This window comes from Streptomyces monticola, from assembly GCF_042665355.1.
Lineage (GTDB): Bacteria > Actinomycetota > Actinomycetes > Streptomycetales > Streptomycetaceae > Streptomyces > Streptomyces monticola.
The window spans coordinates 44,308-60,448 of sequence record NZ_JBHTCF010000032.1; the positions used below are offsets into that span (position 1 = coordinate 44,308).

Here is a 16,141-nt window from a genome sequence, read left to right on the forward strand (position 1 = left end):
CACTCCTGTGACGATTCCCGCGCAGAGCAACGAGTCGGGCTCGGCGACCCTCTCCAAGGACCCCGCGCCCAGCGAGACCCTGCTCAGGGTCAGCGGTCTGCAGAAGCACTTCCCGATCCGCAAGGGCGTCCTCAAGCGGCAGGTCGGCTCGGTCAAGGCCGTCGACGGCATCGACTTCGATGTCCGCTCGGGCGAGACCCTGGGCGTCGTGGGCGAGTCCGGCTGCGGCAAGTCCACGATGGGCCGGCTGATCACACGGCTGCTCGAACCCACCGCGGGCACCGTGGAGTTCGAGGGCCGCGACATCACGCACCTGGGTGTGCGCGGTATGCGCCCGATGCGCCGCGACGTCCAGATGATCTTCCAGGACCCGTACTCGTCCCTGAATCCGCGGCACACCGTGGGCGCCATCGTCTCGGCACCCTTCAAGCTGCAGGGCGTACGGCCCGAGGGCGGGGTGAAGAAGGAGGTCCAGCGCCTCCTGGAGGTCGTGGGCCTCAACCCCGAGCACTACAACCGCTATCCGCACGAGTTCTCCGGCGGCCAGCGCCAACGTATCGGCATCGCGCGGGCGTTGGCCCTCAAGCCCAAGCTCGTGGTCGCCGACGAGCCGGTCTCGGCGCTCGACGTCTCCATCCAGGCCCAGGTGGTCAACCTCCTGGACGACCTGCAGGACGAGCTCGGCCTGACGTACGTGATCATCGCCCACGACCTCTCGGTCATCCGGCATGTCTCGGACCGGATCGCGGTCATGTACCTCGGCAAGATCGTCGAGTTGGCGGACCGCAAGTCGCTCTACGAGACGCCGATGCACCCGTACACCAAGGCCCTCCTTTCGGCCGTCCCGGTGCCCGACCCGCGCCGCCGCGCCGCCAAGAGCGAGCGCATCCTGCTGCGCGGCGACGTGCCCTCGCCGATCGCCCCGCCCAGCGGCTGCCGCTTCCACACCCGGTGCTGGAAGGCGACGGAGGTCTGCAAGACGCTCGAGCCCCCGCTGGTGCCGCTGGCCACGGGACACCAGGTGGCCTGCCACCACCCGGAGAACGCCGAGGACCAGGCCCCCCAGGACACCGTCCTCCTGTCCGCCGCCGTGGCGGCGGCGGAGGCCGCGGGGGTGGAGGTGCCGGCGGAGTCGGTGCCGGAGAAGTCGGTGCCGGAGAAGTCGGCTCCGGAGGACAAGGAGTAGTCGTCGCTCGCCGGAGGGGCTGATCTCTCAGCCCGTCCGGCGTTCGAGGGCGAGCCCGGAGGGTGATCAACGGTGCGCCCGGCGGCGGGGCACAATCGTCCGGTGATCCAGGATCTCAGCGACCTCGTGACCCCTTCCGTCCAGCACGGCCTGGACCTCGCCGGCATCTTCGTCTTCGCCATCTCCGGCGCCCTCCTCGCCGTACGCAAGAACTTCGACGTCTTCGGCATCGCCGTCCTCGCGTCGGTGACGGCGCTCGGCGGCGGGATCTTCCGTGACGTGATGATCGGCGCCGTGCCCCCGGCCGCGTTCACGGAACTCGGCTACTTCGTCACACCCCTGTTCGCCGCGGCCCTGGTGTTCTTCCTGCACCCCGAGGTGGAGCGGATCAACGGCGCGGTGAATGTCTTCGACGCCGCGGGGCTCGGCCTGTTCTGTGTCACCGGCACGGTCAAGGCGTACGAGTACGGCCTCGGCCTCACCGCGTCCGCGGCCCTCGGCCTGGCAACCGCCGTCGGCGGCGGCGTACTGCGCGACGTGCTGGCCAACGAGGTGCCGTCGCTGCTCCGCTGGGACCGTGACCTGTATGCCGTGCCGGCCATGGTGGGGGCCGGGATCGTGGTCCTGTGCATCCGCTTCGACGCCCTGAGCCCGCTCACCAGCGGGCTCGCCGTCATCACGGCCTTCGCGCTGCGGCTGCTCGCCATCGGCCGCCACTGGCGGGCGCCCCGCGCCTGGAACCGCAGGTCGGCGGTGTCGGAGAGGCCGGAGGGGCAGATGTAGGCCGCGGTGGGCGGGAGAGGGGCGGGGAGAGGAGTCACAGAAGGGGCGAGAGAAGGAGCGGGTGAAGGAGTGAGAGAAGGGGCAGGCAGGAAAAGCTACCGCTTAGTAGTTTCCTGTTGTAGCGTGCAGAGCATGACTCAGGGCACCGTACGGGCCGCCATCGGCGACAGTGAATTCGACCGCGACACCGCGGTCACGCGCCGCGCTCCCGGTATCTACGACACCGAGCTCTCGGCCGGCTGGACCATCATCAACGCCGTCAACGGCGGCTATCTGCTCGCCGTACTCGGCCGCGCCCTCGCGGACGCCCTGCCGCACCCCGACCCGTTCACGGTCTCCGCGCACTACCTCACCGCGTCACAGCCGGGGCCCGCCGTGGTCCGCACCGATGTCGTGCGCACCGGCCGCACCCTGTCCACCGGGCAGGCCTCGCTCTTCCAGCAGGACGAGCAGGGGCGCGAGGTCGAACGGATCCGGGTCCTCGCCTCGTACGGCGATCTCGACGCGCTCCCCGACGACGTCCGCACCTCGGCCGAACCCCCGCCCATCCCGCCGGTCGAGGAGTGCTTCGGGCCGCAGGACGCACCCGGGCAGTCCCCGGTGCAGGGCAGTACGGCGATCACCGAGCGGCTCTGGCTGAAGCTGGATCCGGCCACCCTCGGCTGGGCGCTCGGGGCGCCGTCGGGCAAGGGCGAGATGCGCTCCTGGTTCGGGCTCGCCGACGGCCGTGACGCCGACCCGCTGTCGCTGCTGCTCGCCGTGGACGCGCTGCCGCCCACCGCCTTCGAGCTCGGCCTCTCCGGCTGGGTGCCGACCGTGGAGCTCAGCGTGCATGTGCGCTGCCGCCCCGCGCCCGGGCCGCTGCGGGTCGCCATCGCCACCCGTAACCTCGCCGGCGGCTTCCTTGAGGAGGATGCCGAGGTCTGGGACAGCGCGGACCGACTGGTCGCCCAGTCACGGCAGTTGGCGAGAACCGCACTCGGGCGCTGAGGCCCCCGGGGCCGGACGTGGGGGATCCTGTCCACCGTGAAATCCGACCGGCTGCTCTCCATCCTGCTGCTGCTCCAGACCCGTGGGCGGGTCCCGGCGCATGAACTCGCCGAGCGGCTCGAGGTCTCGGTGCGCACCATCTACCGCGATGTCGAGGCGCTGTCCGCGACCGGGGTGCCGGTGTACGCGGAGCGTGGCCGGCACGGCGGGATCGCGCTTCTGCCCGGCTTCCGCACCGATGTCACGGGGCTGACCTCCGACGAGTCGCGCGCCCTTTTCGTCCTGGCCGCCGAGGGCGCCCATGCCGCGCTCGGCCTGGACGCGGCGCTCGGCTCCGCGCTGCGCAAGGTGATGGCCGCGCTGCCCGAACCGCACCGCCCCGCCGCCGAGTTGGCCGCACGGCGGATCCTGGTCGACCCGGCGCGCTGGCTCGGCGGTCCCCAGGCGGCCGTCGACCTGGAGGTGCTGCAGGACGCCGTGTTCAGCGACCGGCGGCTCAGGCTGCGCTACCGGCACAGCGGGCAGTCCACGCCCCGCGGTTACACCGTCGACCCCTACGGGCTCGTGTCGAAGGCCGGCACCTGGTATCTCGTCGCCGACCGGCGCGGCCGTCCGCAGCTGTTCCGCGCCGACCGCATCAGGTCGGCCGAGGTGACCGGGGACCCGGTGCGCAGACGGCCGGGTGTCGAACTTGCCGATGCCTGGGACGTCCTGCGGCGACAGGTCGAGGACCGCTCGGGGGCCATCGCCGTGGAGGCGCGGGTGCGGCGGCCGTGGCTGGACATGTTCGTGCGGATGAACGGGGCGTTCATGACGGAGGCGCCTGGTGCTTCGGAGACGCCTGGTCCTTCAGCGGCGCCTGGTCCTTCGGGGGCGACGGGATCGTCCGGGGTGGCGGCGGTGACGGGGGCGACGGGGGAGTGGGTGACGGTGCGGCTCGCTTTCGGTGATGTGCGCGAAGTGCGCCAGTTGCTCTCGTTCTCCGACCGCGCGGAGATCGTCTCACCGCCGGAGGCACGCCAGGAGCTGGCCCGGGCGGCGGCTTCGATCGTGGCGCTGTACCGGGACCCGGACGGCACGCCGCCCGGCGGTGCGGGGGGCGTGGGCGGTGCCGGTGGTGCGGGTGACCGGGGCGGTAGCGGTGCCGGTGGTGCGGGTGACCGGGGCGGTAGTGGTGCCGGTGGTGCGGGTGACCGGGGCGGTAGTGGTGCCGGTGGTGCGGGTGACCGGGGCGGTAGTGGTGCCGGTGGTGCGGGTGACCGGGGCGGTAGTGGTGCCGGTGGTGCGGGTGACCGGGGCGGTAGTGGTGCCGGTGGACCGGGTGGTGCCGCCGTCAGTCCAGCCAGTGGCGGCGCCCGACCGTGACCAGGCGCAGTCGGCGGACGGCGATACGGGCGGCGGTCCGGACGGCGCTCCGCGGGCTCCCGGGGTCCTGTTCCATCGCCTCCAGGAGGTCCGCCGCGGTCATCACCATGTGACCGACGTACACCCCGCCGAGCATCCGCAGATCCTCTTCGCTCCAGCCCTTCGACGCCTCCTCGGCGGCGAGGGCGGTGCCCACCTCATCGGCGAACCGGCGCAGTTGGGCGGCGATGGCCTCGCGCACCGGTGCCACGCCGCCGTGCCGCTCGCGCACGATGAAGCGGAAGTGCGCGGGCTGTGCCTGCACATGGCGGGCGATGAGACCGACCGTCCGCTCGATGCGCTCCTCGCTGTCGCCGGTGTCGGCCAGAATCGCGCCGATCATTCCGTGCAGGCTGCCCAGGGTCTCCTCGACCAGGGCGACGCCCAGGTCCGCGATGTCCGAGAAGTGCCGGTAGAACGCGGCCGGTGAGATGCCCGCGGCCCGGGTGACCTCACGCAGGCCGAGGCTGCTCAGACTCTGCCGCTCAAGCAGCTCCAGGCTTGCGGACATCAGCAATTGACGGGTCCTCAGCTTCTGGGCCTGCCGGGAACCCGGGGCGCCGAGGGTGCCGTCGACGGTGTGACTCATGCCATTCAGTAAACAACTGTTCTCCGGGATTCGGGAGGGGTGGGGCCGTTTAGACTGAGCAGTCAGTGAACACTCGTACGCTGACATCTGCAGCCGGAGCCCTGAGAGGCACATCGTGATCGCACTTGTCGCCGCACTACTGCTTCTGGGCGTCGTACTCGGCGCCGTCACCCAACTCCCGCTCTCCGTCACCTTCGTGGCGGCCGTCGCCATCGCCGGCTGGCTGACCGCCTTCGCGGTGCGCGAGCAGCTGGCCCGCCACCGGCGCTCCCAGTGAGCCGCGCCGACCACGCCGACCACGCCGAGCGTGCCGACCGCGTCGACCACGTCCATCGTGCCGACCACGCCGACCGCGTCCATCGTGCCGACCGCGTCGATCGTGCCGACCACGCCGACCGTATCGATCGTGCCGACCACGCCGACAAAAGAGACGAGATCATGCAACTCACTCTTCCCGCCCTTTCCACTCTTCCTGCCCGTACCGCCCGTACCGCTCGTCCCGCCCGGCCCGCGCGCAAGTTCGCCGGTCCCCGGGATGCCGACGGCATGGCCGTCGCCTCGTTCGTCCTCGGTCTGGTGAGCCTGCTCGTGATGAACCTGATCCTCGGTCCCGTCGCCATCGCGTTCGGGCTGCTCGCCCTGCGCCGAGGAACCGCGCGCCGTGGCCGCGCCCTGCTCGGACTCGGTCTCGGCGTGGCGGGCCTCGTGGTGTTCGGCGTGCTGGTGACCATGAACGGGACGGTGTCCTGGGTCTAGTCCCCGCTAGCCCCGCTGGTCGAGGAACGGCGCCAGCGCCGCCGTCAGTTCCGCGGGCGCGTCCTCCTGTACGAGATGTCCCGCGCCCTCGATCAGACGTAGCCCGGCGCCGGGGATCGCCGCCGCCAGCTCGCTCGCCTTCGCCACCGGGATCCATGTGTCCTCGGTGCCCCAGCAGATCAGCACCGGCAGCTCCAACTCCCCGTACCGGCCCTGGATTTCATCGGTGTAGCGCTGGTCGTTCTGGGCGATCTGCCGGTAGAAGGCGGGCTGCCCCTCCTGTGTGCACCATGGCTCCGCGACCCGGTCGAGCGCGGCCGGATGCAGCCCGCGATGGCTCGCGGAGCTCACGTACTCGCGCACCAGCGCCCGGTGCAGCGGGCCCGGCAGCCGGCCGAAGACCTCCGCGTTCGCGCCGAGCAGGCGGTACGTCGGCGAACCCCACGGGGCGAGCGCCACCGGGTCGACCAGGGCGAGACGTTCGTAGCGCGCGCCGTGCAGCAGGTGGGCGCGCAGCGCGATACAGCCCCCGAAGTCATGGGCGACGACGGCCGGCCGGTCGAGGCCCCAGTGGTCGAGGAGTTCGGCGAAGACCCGGCCCTGGGCGGCGAGCGAGACATCCTGGCCGTCGTACATCTCCGAAGTGCCGTACCCCGGCAGGTCCCAGACGTGGACGTGGTGGGTGGGGGCGAGGGCGCGGGCCACCGCGCGCCAGACGTACGACGAGAAGGGTGTGCCGTGGACGAGCACCGCGGGCGGGAGGTCGGGCGAGCCCAGGGTGGCCCATCGCACCTCGCCGGAAGAGCTGCGGAATGTGCGGTCGAGCTTCCAATCGTCTGTGCCGCCAGCGCCGCCCGTGCCGCCCGTGCCGCCCGTGCCGCCCGTGCTGTCAGTGTTGCCTGTGCCGCTTGTGCTTCCTGTGCCGTATGCGTTGTTTGCGTCGGTCGTGTGCATGGCACTCGGGTCGACTGTCATGACCGTAAGGTTAGTAGCTCCTGACAGGGGAGGGCCAGTGCATGGACTGGGGCAGTGCGTGAATCGCGGGGCGTGGTCGTGCCCCCCTGTGCCGGGCATGCCTCCGTCCCGCGGCTCGTAGAATCGACCGCACCATGGCCTATCTCGACCACGCCGCGACCACTCCGATGCTCCCGGAGGCCGTCGAGGCGATGACCGCCCAGCTCACCGTCGTCGGTAACGCCTCCTCGCTGCACGCTGCGGGGCGGCAGGCCCGGCGCACCGTCGAGGAGGCCCGCGAGGTCCTCGCCGAGTCGCTCGGCGCGCGCCCCAGCGAGGTGGTCTTCACCTCCGGCGGCACCGAGGCCGACAACCTCGCGGTGAAGGGCCTCTTCTGGTCCCGCCGGGACGCGGAACCGGCCCGCACCCGGATTCTCGCGAGCCCTGTCGAGCACCACGCCGTCCTGGACGCCGTGCACTGGCTCGGTGAGCACGAGGGCGCGACCGTCGAGTATCTGCCCGTCGACCACCACGGCCGGGTGCACCCCGAGGCGCTGCGCACCGCCATCGCCCGCAACCCCGACGACGTGGCCCTGGCCACCGTGATGTGGGCCAACAACGAGATCGGCACCGTCATGCCGGTGCGTGAACTCGCCGATGTCGCGGCCGAGTTCGGCGTCCCGCTGCATGCCGACGCCGTGCAGGCCGTGGGCCAGCTGCCCGTCGACTTCGGGGCGTCCGGGCTCGCCGCGATGACCATCAGCGGCCACAAGGTCGGCGGCCCCTACGGCATCGGCGCGCTGCTCCTGGGCCGTGAGTACACCCCGGTGCCCGTTCTGCACGGCGGCGGGCAGGAGCGGCATGTGCGCTCCGGCACGCTCGACGTGCCCGCGATCGCCGCCTTCGCCGTGGCCGGGCGGATCGCCGCCGAGCGCCGCGAGTGGTTCGCGCGGGAGATCGGCGGTCTGCGGGACGAGCTCGTCCGTGCGGTGCTCGCCGCCGCTCCGGACGCGATCCTCGGCGGCGACCCGGACCCGGAGCACCGGCTTCCGGCCAATGCGCACTTCACCTTCCCCGGCTGTGAGGGCGACTCCCTGCTGCTCCTCCTGGACGCCCAGGGGATCGAGTGCTCCACCGGCTCGGCCTGCACCGCGGGCATCGCCCAGCCCAGCCACGTCCTGCTCGCCACCGGCACCGACCCGGACCTGGCCCGCGGCACCCTGCGCTTCTCACTCGGTCATACGTCGACGAAGGCGGATGTCGACGCGGTGGCCCAGGCGATCGGCCCGGCGGTGGAACGGGCGCGGTCGGCGGGGCTCAGCTGACCGCTCCGCAAGATTCCCGGGTGCCCCCGGAGAGCGCCCGGACTTCTGGCGTCTCTATGGCACCCGGACTCCAGGCATCTCTGCAGCTCCCGGACTTCAGGCGTCCCTGCGGGTGACCACCGCCTTGCGCACCAGGCGTATGTACCGGTCCCAGTCCCAGTGCCTGCCGGGGTCGGTGTGGGTCGCGCCCGGCACTTCGTGGTGGCCGATGATGTGCTCCCGGTCGACGGGGATCTCGTACCGCGCGCAGATGTCGGCGCACAGCCGGGCCGACGAGCGGTACATGACATCGGTGAACGAGGATGGCTTGTCGACGAAGCCCTCGTGCTCGATGCCGACACTGCGTTCGTTGAACTCCCTGTTCCCCGCGTGGAACGCGACGTCCAGCTCACGGGCCATCTGCGCGATATGGCCGTCCCGGGCGCGGATCACATAATGCGCCGCGGCCGCGTGCAGCGGATCGCGGAAGACCCGCACCGCCGTGTCGTAACTGCCCTGCGTGACGTGGATGATCACGCGGTCGATCGGGTAGTCCGCGGGCCGGTCGGCGTAGCGCAGATTGGCACGTGAGGCCGCTATCCACTGGGCGCCGGGCTGGTCCACAGCGCCTTCATTGCGCTGCTTGTCGATGCCCGGCACGCGCCACCACAGGCGGGACAGCTCCTCCTGGTACACGAGCGCGCCCGTGCCGGCGGCGACCGCGACGCCGCCGCCGATGAGCAGCCGCCGTCTGCTGATCTGCTTCTTGTCCGCCGAGCCCCGCTTCGCTCCGGCCACCGCAACCTCCCCGTACTCCCCGTGATCGTGAAAACGCGCAAGGCCCTCCCGATGGTTCCCTCGCCCGTCGCCCGTCGCCCGTCGCCCGTCGCCCGTCGCCCGTCGCCCGTCGCCCGTCGTCCGCCGCGCCCTTCCAGGGAATGCGCCGCTCGCTCTGCCCTACCCTTGAAGGGTTATGACTGTTGAGAACCTTGCCGCTCCTCAGCGCCGCCTCCGTGTCCTCGCCGCCATGTCCGGTGGGGTCGACTCCGCCGTCGCCGCGGCCCGCGCCGCCGAAGCCGGGCACGACGTGACGGGAGTGCATCTGGCGCTCTCGGCGAACCCGCAGTCCTTCCGTACCGGCGCCCGCGGCTGCTGCACCATCGAGGACTCCCGCGACGCCCGCCGTGCGGCCGATGTGATCGGGATCCCGTTCTACGTCTGGGACCTCGCCGACCGCTTCCGCGAGGACGTCGTGGAGGACTTCGTCGCGGAGTACCAGGCCGGCCGCACCCCCAACCCCTGCCTGCGCTGCAACGAGAAGATCAAGTTCGCCGCGCTCCTCGACAAGGCCCTGGCTCTCGGCTTCGACGCCGTCTGCACCGGGCACTACGCCAAGGTCCTGCTCCACGAGGACGGCTCGCGCGAGCTGCACCGCGCCTCCGACATGGCCAAGGACCAGAGCTACGTCCTCGGCGTTCTGGACGAGCGCCAGCTCGCCCACGCCCTGTTCCCGCTCGGCGACACGGTGACGACGAAGGACGAGATCCGCGCGGAGGCAGAGCGCCGCGGGCTCGCCGTCGCGAAGAAGCCCGACTCGCACGACATCTGCTTCATCGCCGACGGCGACACCCAGGGCTTCCTCGCCTCCCGCCTGGGCAAGGCGGAGGGCGACATCGTCGACGAGTCCGGCGCCAAGCTGGGCACGCACGAGGGCGCCTTCGGCTACACCATCGGCCAGCGCAAGGGCCTCAGGATCGGCACCCCCGCACCGGACGGCAAGCCGCGCTACGTCCTGGACATCTCGCCCGTGAACAACACGGTGACCGTCGGCCCGGTGGACGCCCTGGACGTGACCGCGCTCACCGCGATCAAGCCCCGCTGGTGCGGCACCGCTCCCGCGGGCGAGGGCGCGTACACGGCACAGCTGCGGGCCCACGGCGACGAGACGCCGGTCCGCGCGGAGCTGGTCGGCGCTGAGCTGCGGGTCTCCTTCGAGGAGCCGGTACGCGGTGTCGCACCCGGCCAGGCGATCGTGCTGTACGACGGCACGCGCGTGGTGGGCTCGGCGACGATCGCGACGACGAGCCGGGCCACGGCGGCGGCGTAACAGCCCCACCGTCTCCTTCAGAGGGTCTCCCTCAGCGGGCCTCCTACCTCAGGAGGCCTGCATCGGGAGCCTTCCTCGGCGGCTGTCTCAGGAGACTTCTTCCACTTCGAAGAAGCAGAAGTGGTCCTTGATCTCGGCGACTTCGGGCTTCGGGTCCGGATACGCCCACACCAGGTCCTGTCCCTGAGCGTCCTGTCCCTGAGCGTCCGGCAGCGACCAGTACGAAGCGGTGCCCTTGAAGGGGCAGTACGTGTGGGTCTCCGACGGCGTCAACAGGTCGGTGCGGACGTCCTCCTGAGGCAGGTAGTAGCGCGGCGGAAATCCGGTCTCGCGCAGCACCAGGGGGCGGGAGCTCTCCGCGAGCACCTGCCCGCCGTGCACCACGCGTACCCGGCCCGTGCCCTGCTCAACGGTGATCTGGTGTCCCTTGGCCACGGTGCGGCCCCTTTCAGGAGTGCGGTGGACGTCGTCCCGTACAGCGCACTCGGAGCGTGCGTTCTTCCCGCATGTGTCCGTTGCTGTGCGCAGTCGTCCAGTAACCCACAGTTGTGGAGTACGTTCGTGGGAGCTGTGCCCCCGACTCCGGCCGATGCCCTCACCAGAAACCGCAAGAGCCTGCTGCACAAGGTGCGTTACGCGCTGCGCCACCCCGCGCGTGTACCCGCCTATGTGCGCCGCTTCGCGCGGGATGCCGTTCTGCGGGTCAAGTTCCGCCGTGACCATGTCGGGTACTACCGGGCCGTGATGGCCTCCGACGCGGCCCGCAGTGTGGAGGCGGCCGTGGGCGACGGGCCCTCGGTCAAGCGCTGGAACTGGATCGGGCAGATGCAGTTCGACTACCTCAAGGAGCACGGCCTCGTCCCCGAGGACCGGATCCTCGAGATCGGCTGCGGCAACCTCCGCGCGGGCCGCCACTTCATCGCCTGCCTCGACCCCGGCAACTACTACGGCATCGACATCTCGCCGGACATCCTGATCGCCGCCAAGCACACCGTCGTACGCTACGAACTCCAGGAAAAGCTGCCCTACTTGACGGTGGCCGACAGCCTCACCTTCGACTTCCTGCCGGACGGCCACTTCGACGTGGTGCACGCGCACAGCGTGTTCTCGCACTCGCCGCTGCATGTCATCGAGGAGTGCTTCGCCCACGTCGGCCGCATCCTCGCCCCCGGCGGCTTCTTCGACTTCACCTTCGACCGCACCTTGGGCAGGGAGCACCACGTCCTGCGCGAGGACTTCTACCACCGCACCGACACCCTGGTGCACCTCGTCGCCAAGTACGGCCTGGACGCGGAGTTCATGGAGGACTGGGAGGAGCGGCCGCACGGCCAGTCCAAGATCCGCATCATGCACGCGGAACCGGCACGGGACCACACGGTTCCGGTTCCGGCTCCGGTTCCGGCACAGGACAAGGTGCCGCACGCGCGCGTGGCGCAGGACGCCGACGTGGTGTCAGTGGCGGGTCGTACCGTGGCTCCATGAACATCTGCGTCTTCCTCTCCGCCGCCGACCTCGACGACCGCTACACCCGTCCGGCCCGCGCCTTCGCCGAACTGCTCGGCAAGGGCGGCCACACCCTGGTCTGGGGCGGCTCGGACGTAGGCCTGATGAAGGTCGTCGCGGACGGCGTGGAGGAGGCGGGCGGGCGGCTCGTCGGCGTCTCCGTCGACTTCCTGGCCGCCAAGGCCAGGCCCGTGGCGGAGCCCCACGAGATGGTCGTCACGCGCGATCTCGCCGAGCGCAAGGCGGTGCTCCTTGAGCGGGCCGACGCCGTCGTGATCATGGTGGGCGGCACGGGCACGCTCGACGAGGCCACCGAGATCCTGGAGCTGAAGAAGCACGGCCACACCACCAAGCCGGTGGTCCTCCTGAACACGGAGGGTTTCTACGACGGCCTCAAGACGCAGTTCCGCCGCATGGAGGACGAGGGCTTCCTGCCCGTCCCGCTCACCGACCTGGTCTTCTTCGCCGAGGAGCCGGTCGGCGCCCTGGCCTACCTCGAAGAGTCGATGGGCACCCGCTGACGCGGTCCGGAAGCATCCGCTCCCCACGCGCTTGCGACAATGACGGCATGGCTACACATGTGATCACCGGTGCGGGCTCCGGCATCGGCGCGGCCGTCGCGCGCCGTCTGCACGAGCGCGGCGACGAACTCGTCCTCCTCGCGCGCGACGCGGGCCGCGCCAAGGAGCTGGCCGCGCAGTACGAAGGCGCCCGCACCCTCGTCGGCGACCTCGCCGAACCCGACCGCCTCTCCTGGGCGTTCTCGCACCAGACCCTGCCCGACCGGGTCGACTCGCTCCTGCACATCGCGGGCGTCGTCGACCTCGGTCCCGTCGGTGAGCTCACCCCCAAGATCTGGCGCTCCCAGCTGGAGGTGAACCTGATCGCGCCGGCCGAGATCACCCGGCACTTCCTGCCCCAACTCCGCGTCGCCCAGGGCCAGGTGCTCTTCGTGAACTCGGGCGCGGGCCTGAGCGCGCACGCCGACTGGTCCGCGTACGCCGCCTCCAAGCACGGCCTGAAGGCGCTCGCCGACTCGCTGCGCCAGGAGGAGAAGGGCAACGGCCTCCGCGTCACCTCCGTCTACCCCGGCCGCACCGCGAGCCCCATGCAGGCCAAGGTGCACCAGCAGGAGGGCAAGGAGTACGAGGCCGGCCGCTGGATCGACCCGGAGTCGGTGGCCACCACGATCCTGATGGCGCTCGACCTGCCGCGCGACGCGGAGGTCAACGACCTGACGGTGCGGCCCGGACGATGAGCGGGCACACCTTCGGGCCCGCCACCGGAATCGGCTCGCTGCCCGGCGGCGACGCGCGCGAGGCGGCGAAGACCGTCACCGGCACCTTCGAGGACTTCCCGTTCCTGGCGGAGCTGCCCGCACGCGGCCCGGGCGCCGACATGATCGGCCGCACCGCGGGACTGCTCGTCGACGTCTACGCGCGCGTGGAGCCCAGCGGCTGGCGTATCGGCGACCGGCCCGGCATGGACACCCGGCGCGCCCGCTCCTGGCTCGGTGAGGACCTCGACGCCCTGGAGGAGTTCACCCAGGGCTACGAGGGCCCTCTGAAGGTGCAGGCGGTGGGACCCTGGACGCTCGCCGCCGCCCTGGAGCTGCGCAACGGCGAGGCCGCGCTCTCCGACCCCGGCGCCTGCCGCGACCTCGCGGGCTCGCTCACCGAAGGCCTGGGCGCCCACCTGGACGAGCTCCGCCGCCGGGTGCCGGGCGCGGCACCCGTGCTGCAGCTCGACGAGCCCTCCCTGACCGCAGTGCTGCGCGGCCGGATCAAGTCGGCGAGCGGCTACCGCACCCATCGCGCCGTGGACCGCCAGGTCGTGGAGAGCACACTGCGCGCGGTGACCGACGCCGTGGGCGTGCCGGTGATCGTCCATTCCTGCGCGCCCGACGTGCCGTTCGCGCTCCTGCGCCGCGCCGGAGCCACCGGGGTGTCCTTCGACGCCGGACTGCTCACCGAACGTGACGAGGAGACCATCGGCGAGGCCGTGGAGGCGGGCACGAAGCTGTTCGCGGGCGTCGTGGCGGCCACCGACGCCGCATTGTCAGACCCTGCCAGTAACGTCAGTGGTGTCAGGACGCTGTGGCGCAGGCTGGGGCTGAATCCGGGGTCTCTCGCGGAGTCGGTCGTGGTCACTCCGTCGTGCGGACTCGCGGGGGCCTCTCCCGCGTACGCCCGCAAGGCGCTCGCCCACTGTGTCGCGGCGGCGAGATCACTCGCTGACAACCCTGAGTAACCGCACGGGAGGACTGAAGACGGTGGCCGGCGACAAGGACGCACAGACTGCCCCAGCTGCATCATCCGCGCCCGCGGCAGCATCATCCGTGCCCGCGGCGGCGCGGGAGAAGCACGCGCAGCTCGCGGAGCAGATCGAGGAGCACCGCTTCCGGTACTACGTGAAGGACCAGCCGGTCGTCAGCGACGCGGAGTTCGACAAGCTCCTGCGCTCCCTCGAAGCGCTGGAGGACGAGCACCCCGAGCTGCGCACACCCGACTCCCCGACCCAGAAGGTCGCGGGGTCGTACGAGACGGAGTTCACCGCGGTCGAGCACCGCGAGCGGATGCTCTCCCTGGACAACGCCTTCGACGACGAGGAACTCGCCGCGTGGGCCGACCGCGTGGCCAAGGAGGTCGGCACCGGCGACCACCACTTCCTGTGCGAGCTCAAGGTCGACGGCCTCGCGGTGAACCTCACGTATGAGGACGGCCGGCTCACCCGCGCCGCCACCCGCGGCGACGGCCGCACCGGCGAGGACATCACGCCCAACGTCCGTACGATCACCGACATCCCGGAGCGCCTGAAGGGCGAGCGCATCCCGGCCCTGGTGGAGATCCGCGGCGAAGTCTTCTTCCCCATGGAGAAGTTCGAGGAGCTCAACGCCCGCCTGGTGGAGAAGGGCGACAAGCCCTTCGCCAACCCGCGCAACGCGGCGGCGGGTTCCCTGCGCCAGAAGGACCCGCGCATCACGGCGACCCGCCCGCTGCACATGGTGGTGCACGGCATCGGCGCCCGCGAGGGCTTCGACATCGACTGCCTCAGCCACGCCTATGAGCTGCTCCACGAATGGGGCCTGCCCACGGCGAAGCACAACAAGGTGGTCGAAGACATCAACGGCGTACGCGAGTTCATCGCGTACTTCGGCGAGCACCGCCACTCCGTGGAGCACGAGATCGACGGCGTCGTCGTCAAGCTCGACGAGATCCCGCTGCAGGGCCGCCTCGGCTCCACCTCGCGCGCACCCCGCTGGGCGATCGCCTGGAAGTACGCGCCGGAGGAGGTCAACACCAAGCTGGTGGACATCCGCGTCGGCGTCGGCCGCACCGGCCGCGTCACGCCGTACGCCTGCGTGGAGCCGGTCACCGTCGCCGGCTCGGAGGTCGAGTTCGCCACCCTGCACAACCAGGAAGTGGTCAAGGCCAAGGGCGTCTTCATCGGTGACACGGTCGTCCTCCGCAAGGCCGGCGATGTCATCCCGGAGATCCTCGGCCCGGTCGCGGATCTGCGGGACGGCAGCGAGCGGGAGTTCGTGATGCCCGCCGAGTGCCCGGAGTGCGGCACCGGCCTGCGGCCCATGAAGGAGGGGGACATCGATCTGCGCTGCCCCAACTCCCGTTCCTGCCCCGCCCAGTTGCGTGAGCGCCTGTTCTATCTGGCGGGCCGCAAGTGCCTGGACATCGAGAACTTCGGCTATGTAGCGGCCACGGCGCTCACCCAGCCCCTGGAGCCCGCCGAGCCGCCCCTGAAGGACGAGTCCGGCCTGTTCGACCTCACCGTCGAGGAGCTCCTGCCGATCAAGTCCTATGTCCTCGACCAGGACACCGGGCTGCCCAAGCGCGACCCGAAGACCGGCGAGGAGAAGGTCGTCACGTTCTTCGCCAACCAGAAGGGCGAGGCGAAGGCCAACACCACGGCGATGCTGAAGAACATCCAGGAGGCCAAGGACCGCCCCCTGGCGCGCATCATCACCGGTCTGTCGATCCGTCATGTCGGCCCGGTGGCCGCCGAGGCGCTGGCCCGCGAGTTCCGTTCCATCGAGCGGATCGAGCAGGCGGGCGAGGAGGAGTTGGCCGCCGTCGAGGGCGTCGGCCCGACCATCGCCGCCTCCCTCAAGCAGTGGTTCGAGGAGGACTGGCACCGCGAGATCCTGCGCAAGTGGCGTGCTGCCGGGGTCCGCATGGAAGAGGAGGGCGCCGGCGACGAGGGGCCGCGTCCGCTGGAGGGACTCACCGTCGTCGTGACCGGCACATTGGAGGGCCATACGCGCGATGGCGCAAAAGAGGCACTGCAGAGCCTTGGAGCCAAGGTGACCGGATCTGTATCAAAGAAGACGTCATTTGTGGTGGTTGGTGACAACCCCGGTTCGAAATATGACAAGGCCATGCAGGTCAAAGTGCCGGTTCTGAACGAAGAAGGGTTCGCCGTCCTGCTGGAACAGGGTCCGGACGCGGCGCGGGAAGTCGCGCTTTCGGCCGAGGAGTAGCGGTTGAAGGCCACCCGTTCAGCGCATACCAGATGCATACGGGTGGCCGGGTCGCATTCGGGCAACCGTT

At 70.8% G+C, this 16,141-nt stretch carries 16 protein-coding genes and 1 pseudogene; 13 read left to right on the plus strand and 4 right to left on the minus strand.

Going from position 1 to position 16,141, the window contains the following annotated elements; translation table 11 throughout:
• Window positions 1-7 precede the first annotated feature (7 nt).
• The 4 genes and pseudogenes from ACFQVC_RS39935 to ACFQVC_RS39950 all read left to right on the plus strand — a co-directional run.
• Window positions 8-1,186 carry an ABC transporter ATP-binding protein gene (locus tag ACFQVC_RS39935; protein ID WP_381840757.1) on the plus strand — a complete coding sequence of 393 codons (1,179 nt, stop codon included), beginning with the start codon at window positions 8-10 and terminating at the stop codon, window positions 1,184-1,186.
• Between the two features lie 105 nt (window positions 1,187-1,291).
• Window positions 1,292-1,969, plus strand: coding sequence for a trimeric intracellular cation channel family protein (locus ACFQVC_RS39940; protein ID WP_381840833.1), 678 nt, complete (start codon window positions 1,292-1,294; stop codon window positions 1,967-1,969).
• A gap of 132 nt (window positions 1,970-2,101) precedes the next feature.
• On the plus strand, window positions 2,102-2,959 hold the full coding sequence (locus ACFQVC_RS39945; RefSeq protein ID WP_381840760.1) for a thioesterase family protein: 858 nt from the start codon (window positions 2,102-2,104) through the stop codon (window positions 2,957-2,959).
• Window positions 2,960-2,995: 36 nt separating this feature from the next.
• Window positions 2,996-4,024, plus strand: a pseudogene (locus tag ACFQVC_RS39950) (helix-turn-helix transcriptional regulator); the annotation flags it as partial.
• Window positions 4,025-4,292: 268 nt separating this feature from the next.
• Here the strand turns inward: ACFQVC_RS39950 and ACFQVC_RS39955 are convergent.
• Entirely contained in the window at window positions 4,293-4,952 is a 660-nt protein-coding gene (locus tag ACFQVC_RS39955; RefSeq protein ID WP_381840763.1) for a TetR family transcriptional regulator, read from the minus strand.
• A 115-nt stretch (window positions 4,953-5,067) separates the two neighbouring features.
• On the opposite strand from ACFQVC_RS39955, the gene ACFQVC_RS39960 reads away from it, so the two are divergent.
• Window positions 5,068-5,229: a hypothetical protein gene (locus ACFQVC_RS39960; RefSeq protein WP_381840766.1), complete on the plus strand. Its 162-nt coding sequence runs from the start codon at window positions 5,068-5,070 to the stop codon at window positions 5,227-5,229.
• Window positions 5,230-5,390: 161 nt separating this feature from the next.
• Window positions 5,391-5,708, plus strand: a complete 318-nt coding sequence (locus ACFQVC_RS39965) for a DUF4190 domain-containing protein (protein WP_381840836.1) — start codon at window positions 5,391-5,393, stop codon at window positions 5,706-5,708.
• 6 nt (window positions 5,709-5,714) lie between these two features.
• Here the strand turns inward: ACFQVC_RS39965 and ACFQVC_RS39970 are convergent, their stop codons facing one another.
• Window positions 5,715-6,683: an alpha/beta fold hydrolase gene (locus ACFQVC_RS39970; protein ID WP_381840769.1), complete on the minus strand. Its 969-nt coding sequence runs from the start codon at window positions 6,681-6,683 to the stop codon at window positions 5,715-5,717.
• Window positions 6,684-6,817: 134 nt separating this feature from the next.
• Between ACFQVC_RS39970 and ACFQVC_RS39975 the strand changes: the two genes are divergently transcribed.
• The gene (locus ACFQVC_RS39975) at window positions 6,818-7,987 is read left to right on the plus strand and encodes a cysteine desulfurase family protein (RefSeq protein ID WP_381840772.1); all 1,170 of its coding nucleotides are present in this window, start codon (window positions 6,818-6,820) and stop codon (window positions 7,985-7,987) included.
• A 96-nt stretch (window positions 7,988-8,083) separates the two neighbouring features.
• Here the strand turns inward: ACFQVC_RS39975 and ACFQVC_RS39980 are convergent, their stop codons facing one another.
• Window positions 8,084-8,764 carry an N-acetylmuramoyl-L-alanine amidase gene (locus ACFQVC_RS39980; RefSeq protein ID WP_381840775.1) on the minus strand — a complete coding sequence of 227 codons (681 nt, stop codon included), beginning with the start codon at window positions 8,762-8,764 and terminating at the stop codon, window positions 8,084-8,086.
• 175 nt (window positions 8,765-8,939) lie between these two features.
• Here ACFQVC_RS39980 and mnmA point away from each other — a divergent pair, with 175 nt between their 5' ends.
• Entirely contained in the window at window positions 8,940-10,073 is a 1,134-nt protein-coding gene (gene mnmA, locus ACFQVC_RS39985) for a tRNA 2-thiouridine(34) synthase MnmA (RefSeq protein ID WP_381840778.1), read from the plus strand.
• An 87-nt stretch (window positions 10,074-10,160) separates the two neighbouring features.
• On the opposite strand, the gene ACFQVC_RS39990 is transcribed toward mnmA, so the two are convergent.
• Window positions 10,161-10,508, minus strand: coding sequence for a DUF427 domain-containing protein (locus ACFQVC_RS39990; RefSeq protein ID WP_381840781.1), 348 nt, complete (start codon window positions 10,506-10,508; stop codon window positions 10,161-10,163).
• Window positions 10,509-10,634: 126 nt separating this feature from the next.
• On the opposite strand from ACFQVC_RS39990, the gene ACFQVC_RS39995 reads away from it, so the two are divergent.
• Genes ACFQVC_RS39995 through ligA form a run of 5 tightly spaced genes read left to right on the plus strand, consistent with a single transcriptional unit; the run spans window position 10,635 to window position 16,071 of the window.
• Window positions 10,635-11,555, plus strand: coding sequence for a class I SAM-dependent DNA methyltransferase (locus ACFQVC_RS39995; protein ID WP_381840784.1), 921 nt, complete (start codon window positions 10,635-10,637; stop codon window positions 11,553-11,555).
• Window positions 11,552-12,097: an LOG family protein gene (locus ACFQVC_RS40000; RefSeq protein WP_381840787.1), complete on the plus strand. Its 546-nt coding sequence runs from the start codon at window positions 11,552-11,554 to the stop codon at window positions 12,095-12,097. Before ACFQVC_RS39995 ends, ACFQVC_RS40000 begins: the two co-directional genes overlap by 4 nt.
• A 47-nt stretch (window positions 12,098-12,144) precedes the next feature.
• The gene (locus tag ACFQVC_RS40005) at window positions 12,145-12,834 is read left to right on the plus strand and encodes an SDR family oxidoreductase (protein ID WP_381840790.1); all 690 of its coding nucleotides are present in this window, start codon (window positions 12,145-12,147) and stop codon (window positions 12,832-12,834) included.
• Window positions 12,831-13,826 carry a methionine synthase gene (locus tag ACFQVC_RS40010; protein ID WP_381840793.1) on the plus strand — a complete coding sequence of 332 codons (996 nt, stop codon included), beginning with the start codon at window positions 12,831-12,833 and terminating at the stop codon, window positions 13,824-13,826. Before ACFQVC_RS40005 ends, ACFQVC_RS40010 begins: the two co-directional genes overlap by 4 nt.
• A gap of 22 nt (window positions 13,827-13,848) precedes the next feature.
• Window positions 13,849-16,071, plus strand: coding sequence for an NAD-dependent DNA ligase LigA (gene ligA, locus ACFQVC_RS40015; protein WP_381840795.1), 2,223 nt, complete (start codon window positions 13,849-13,851; stop codon window positions 16,069-16,071).
• The last annotated feature ends 70 nt before the right edge of the window (window positions 16,072-16,141 follow it).

Bases quoted from the DNA above. Each gene is read 5' to 3' on its own strand.
- ACFQVC_RS39965 (WP_381840836.1), top strand. From the start codon at position 5,391: ATGCAACTCACTCTTCCCGCCCTTTCCACTCTTCCTGCCCGTACCGCC.
- ACFQVC_RS39975 (WP_381840772.1), top strand. From the start codon at position 6,818: ATGGCCTATCTCGACCACGCCGCGACCACTCCGATGCTCCCGGAGGCC.
- mnmA (WP_381840778.1), top strand. From the start codon at position 8,940: ATGACTGTTGAGAACCTTGCCGCTCCTCAGCGCCGCCTCCGTGTCCTC.
- ACFQVC_RS39945 (WP_381840760.1), top strand. From the start codon at position 2,102: ATGACTCAGGGCACCGTACGGGCCGCCATCGGCGACAGTGAATTCGAC.
- ACFQVC_RS40005 (WP_381840790.1), top strand. From the start codon at position 12,145: ATGGCTACACATGTGATCACCGGTGCGGGCTCCGGCATCGGCGCGGCC.
- ACFQVC_RS39955 (WP_381840763.1), bottom strand. From the start codon at position 4,952: ATGAGTCACACCGTCGACGGCACCCTCGGCGCCCCGGGTTCCCGGCAG.
- ACFQVC_RS40000 (WP_381840787.1), top strand. From the start codon at position 11,552: ATGAACATCTGCGTCTTCCTCTCCGCCGCCGACCTCGACGACCGCTAC.
- ACFQVC_RS39970 (WP_381840769.1), bottom strand. From the start codon at position 6,683: ATGACAGTCGACCCGAGTGCCATGCACACGACCGACGCAAACAACGCA.
- ACFQVC_RS40010 (WP_381840793.1), top strand. From the start codon at position 12,831: ATGAGCGGGCACACCTTCGGGCCCGCCACCGGAATCGGCTCGCTGCCC.